Source organism: Mycobacterium sp. (assembly GCF_050700595.1).
GTDB lineage: Bacteria > Actinomycetota > Actinomycetes > Mycobacteriales > Mycobacteriaceae > Mycobacterium.
In genome coordinates this window covers 1-4,059 of sequence record NZ_JBOHHI010000130.1, presented here as the reverse complement: position 1 = coordinate 4,059, position 4,059 = coordinate 1, and the positions used below count along the sequence as shown (strand labels likewise).

At 65.6% G+C, this 4,059-nt stretch carries 5 protein-coding genes and 1 tRNA gene; 2 read left to right on the top strand and 4 right to left on the bottom strand.

Features of this window, described 5'->3' with window-relative positions:
* Positions 1 to 27: 27 nt before the first annotated feature.
* Positions 28 to 225 carry a helix-turn-helix domain-containing protein gene (locus tag ACRDTL_RS12865; RefSeq protein WP_431507092.1) on the bottom strand — a complete coding sequence of 66 codons (198 nt, stop codon included), beginning with the start codon at positions 223 to 225 and terminating at the stop codon, positions 28 to 30.
* 117 nt (positions 226 to 342) lie between these two features.
* Here ACRDTL_RS12865 and ACRDTL_RS12860 point away from each other — a divergent pair, with 117 nt between their 5' ends.
* Both ACRDTL_RS12860 and ACRDTL_RS12855 read left to right on the top strand, forming a co-directional pair.
* Complete coding sequence (locus tag ACRDTL_RS12860) at positions 343 to 987, top strand: hypothetical protein (RefSeq protein WP_431507091.1); 645 nt, start codon at positions 343 to 345, stop codon at positions 985 to 987.
* Positions 988 to 1,067: 80 nt separating this feature from the next.
* Positions 1,068 to 2,210, top strand: a complete 1,143-nt coding sequence (locus ACRDTL_RS12855; protein ID WP_431507090.1) for a tyrosine-type recombinase/integrase — start codon at positions 1,068 to 1,070, stop codon at positions 2,208 to 2,210.
* A 52-nt stretch (positions 2,211 to 2,262) separates the two neighbouring features.
* Here the strand turns inward: ACRDTL_RS12855 and ACRDTL_RS12850 are convergent.
* The 3 genes from ACRDTL_RS12850 to ACRDTL_RS12840 form a co-directional block, all read right to left on the bottom strand.
* Positions 2,263 to 2,336 (bottom strand) — tRNA-Pro (locus ACRDTL_RS12850).
* 334 nt (positions 2,337 to 2,670) lie between these two features.
* Positions 2,671 to 3,717 carry a PLP-dependent cysteine synthase family protein gene (locus ACRDTL_RS12845; protein ID WP_431507093.1) on the bottom strand — a complete coding sequence of 349 codons (1,047 nt, stop codon included), beginning with the start codon at positions 3,715 to 3,717 and terminating at the stop codon, positions 2,671 to 2,673.
* Positions 3,718 to 3,795: 78 nt separating this feature from the next.
* Positions 3,796 to 4,059 (bottom strand): DUF4229 domain-containing protein (locus ACRDTL_RS12840; RefSeq protein ID WP_431507089.1); only part of this gene is annotated, 264 nt, incomplete at its 5' end.

Sequence of the window (4,059 nt, the reverse complement as noted above, 5' to 3'; positions counted from 1 at the left end):
GAGGCCGGTTGCTTCGTCGTTCGTATCTCATGCCGATGCGGCCTCGCTGAGCCGATTCACGTATGCCGCAAGCGATTTCGCAGTGACGAATCCCCGCCGTCCGATGTTGACCCGAATCAATTCGCGGCGAGCGAAAAGCTCATAGAGGGTCGTGCGACCGATGTCGCCGAGCTTGCGCATCGCCTCGTCGTACGGCACGAGTAGCCGGTCGGTGTCGCTGTCCATGCACAACTCCTTGTGTCCGTGGTTGCCCGCCGAGTGCGTGGCGGCTATTGACAGAGTGCAGAGTTAAGTGCAGAGTTACAACATTGCACCGTCGTACAGTGCTGGAGGTTTCACCTGATGGCAGGCCATCGTCATCGCGTCAGCGATGAGCCCGAGACAATCGAGGACGACGGTTTACGTTTCCGGGTCTCGGGGGACTACGTGGCGTTCGGCATGGGCGGGGCGCCTTTGGCTGAGGGCGAGTGGAGTCCATCTGGGAGGTTTCTGCCGGCATGGGTTGAGTTTGAACTTGACGGCCGCGACGAGCCCGACTTCTACTGCCGGGTTGAGTTGCGCGACGACGTGCCACGGGTAGTCGAATTAGGTTGGTGCGCAAGAGAAAGCCAGAGTGAGATACGCCAGAAGCACCTTCGCGCAGCCGAGGTCGCGGCCCTCGTCAACGAGGTGTACGGAACGTGGGCTGTCGAGCTACGTGACGTGTGGCGCGACACGCCCGGAATGGCCATACCCACCGAGATCGGCACGGAGCAAGAGCGGGTAATCCGCGGTTTCCTGCATGATCTGCGGACGGGCCGGCGACATGTCAACGCCGAGCTGCTGCGCCAGGTCGCCCAGGTCTACCGCGCCAATTTCGACAAGGCGCCGGCTGAGGCAGTCGCACGGACGTTCGGGGTCAAGCAGCGGATGGCGCACGAGTACGTGCGGCGCGCGCGTGAGCGCGGTTTCCTGCCTCCCACCACACAGGGGAAGAAGAAGATATGAGCGGCAAGCGCAATCGTAGAGCGGGCGTCGAGGACCGATGGACAAAGACGGTCCGTGACGCAGATGGGAACACGCAAACCGTGCCCAGCGCGAACCACGGTCAGGGGAAGCGTTGGCGTGCACGCTATGTCGACGGCGACGGCCGCGAGGTCGCGCGTGGCTTCGCCCGGAAGGCCGACGCGCAGAAGTGGCTCGACGATGTGACGTCGACAATCGTCACCGGGTTGTATGTCGCGCCCGGCGCCGGGACGGTCACCGTCGGTCAGATGCATGAGCAGTGGCTGACGACGCACGGCCACTTGAAGGCGACGACGAAGGCCACGCGCGCGAGCGCGTGGGCGGTACACGTGCGCGACGTCTGGGAGGACACGGCCGTCGGAGACGTGCAGACGTCGGCGGTGCGGGCGTGGGTCGGTGACCTCGTGGCGGCCGCCTCGGAGGCTGCGACGATCGAGAATGCGCTCGGGGTGCTCCGCATGGTCTTAGCGCTCGCCGTTGAGGATCGGCGGATCGCGCGGAATCCGTGTGAAGGGGTGAAAGCACCACCACGAAAGCACAACCAACGGGCCTACCTGACGCATGCACAGGTGGACGAGCTGGCGTCAACGATGGTCCGTGACGGCCTGGTGGTGAGATTCCTCGCCTACACCGGGCTACGGTACGGGGAGATGGCCGCGCTCACGGTCGAGGACTTCGACATGCTGCGCCGGCGGGTGACTGTCCGACGCTCCGTGACGGAGGTTGCGGGGAAGCTCACATGGTCGACACCGAAGAATCACGAGCGCCGGTCAGTGCCGTTCCCCCGGTTCCTCGCCGAGGATCTCGCCGCGCGGATGCGTGGGAAGCGTCGGGAGGATCTCGTCTTCTCGGCGCCGAGCGGTGGTGTGCTGCGGATCGCGACGTTCCGTACCCGAGTGTTTAACCCGGCGGTGGACAAGTTGCGTGCACTCGACGACGACGGTGCACCGACGACGGACTGGCCCCGGCCGACGCTTCACGACCTTCGCCACACCGCGGTGTCCCTGGCGATCAGTGCGGGCGCGAACGTGAAGGCTGTGCAGACCATGCTCGGGCACAAGAGCGCGGCCCTCACGTTGGACACCTACGCCGACCTGTTCCCCGACGATCTCGAAGCGGTTGCGGATGCTCTCGATGCCGCAGTGCGGACGCTGCGCGGATCTACTGCGGACGCACTGCGGACGGACACTGGGACGACCCCGTGATGTAACAAAGGCTCCGACCGTATATCTACTGGTCAGGGCCTAAGTCTTTGAGTCGGGGTGGCGGGATTTGAACCCACGGCCTCTTCGTCCCGAACGAAGCGCGCTACCAAGCTGCGCCACACCCCGCATGAAGCCACGACAGCGTATCGCACCGACCCGGCGACCCGCCAAAGTGGATTAGCCGCCAGGACCATCGGGTACCCGCACAAAGAGTGACGGGAACGCAGCGAGTGCCGCGCGGATCACACCGTCCCCGGCGAGCGACTCGCGCCACACCTTGCGGCGGAATACCCATCAACGGCAGTAACGTTAACCGTACTAACTAAGCGCACGGTCGGTGCAATGAAAGCGAGAGGATCATGACGTTATTGGGCGCCGTGGTGTTCGGCGGACTGTTGACCCTTGCAGTGTTGTGGCTGTTGGTGACTGCCCCCGCTAACGATGCCCCGCAAGCATCGGGTCAAGCCCAGCTGCAGGAGCGTTCGAACTCGGTCAGCGCCGCAGCCGCGGGGGCCGGATCCAGCCCTTGGGCCTTGACCCATTCGTCGCAGAAGTAGGTGTCGGCGTAGCGGTCGCCGCTGTCGGCCAGCAGCGTGACCACCGAGCCGTTGCGGCCGTCGGCGACCATCTCGGCGATCAAGCCGAAAGCTCCCCATAGGTTCGTGCCGGTCGACGCGCCCACCCGGCGGCCCAGCACCGTGCTGGCGTGCCGGGCGGCGGCAATCGATGCGGCGTCGGGCACCGACACCATCTCATCGACCACGTCGGGCAGAAACGAGGGCTCGACCCGCGGCCGGCCGATGCCTTCGATGCGCGATGATGCGTCGATCACGATCTCGTAGCGGCATTCGGCGTAGGCCGGAAAGAACGCGGAGTTCTCCGGATCGACCACACACAACCGGGTGTTGTGGCGCCGATAACGGATGTAGCGGCCGATCGTCGCGCTGGTTCCCCCGGTGCCCGCCCCGACCACGATCCAGTCCGGGACCGGATGCTTCTCGTCGCGCATCTGCACATAGATCGACTCGGCGATGTTGTTGTTGCCCCGCCAGTCGGTGGCCCGCTCGGCGTTGGTGAACTGATCCAGGTAGTGCCCACCGGTCTCGCGGGCCACCCCTTCCGCCTCGGCGTAGACGTCACCCGAATGCTGTACGAAATGGCAATGGCCACCTTGAGATTCGATCAGTGCCACCTTGGACACGCTGGTCGACACCGGCATTACCGCAATGAACGGCAGGCCCAGCAGAGCGGCGAAATAGGCTTCCGACACAGCCGTCGACCCCGACGACGCCTCGACCACGGTGCTGTGCTCGCCGATCCAGCCGTTGCACAGCGCGTAGAGGAACAGCGACCGCGCCAGCCGGTGCTTGAGCGATCCGGTGGGGTGCACCGACTCGTCCTTGAGGTAGAGGTCGACGTCCCACTCTGCGGGGAGCGGGAAGACGTGCAGGTGGGTGTCCGCGGAGCGGTTGCTGTCGGCCTCGACCCGGCGGACGGCCTCGTTCAGCCAGGCGCGGGCGCCGGCGTCCTGCCGGTCGGCGACCCGGCAACAGCCCTCCTCGCGCGGATCCGTGTCAGACACTTCTCAGTCCTGGTCTTCCTTCGCCCGCACCTTCTCGAAGGCCGCCGTGGCGCGCGTCGCCCGCTCCTCGACCTTCGCCGCGAACCTGGCGCGGGGCCCCTTGAGGAAGTAGACCGAGGCGATCGCGGAGATCACGATCGCGGCCAGGAACGGCCACAGCAGCGGCACCGCGAGATGGCCGGTCACCAGCACGTAGATCCCCGCGACGATCACGTAGGAGGCCACGAAGATGCCCAGCCGCGCCACGGTGTAGACGAAGAACTCCTT

What these genes read in the sequence shown, in the direction of transcription:
- ACRDTL_RS12865 (WP_431507092.1), bottom strand. Translation starts at nt 225, where the DNA reads ATGGACAGCGACACCGACCGGCTACTCGTGCCGTACGACGAGGCGATG.
- ACRDTL_RS12860 (WP_431507091.1), top strand. Translation starts at nt 343, where the DNA reads ATGGCAGGCCATCGTCATCGCGTCAGCGATGAGCCCGAGACAATCGAG.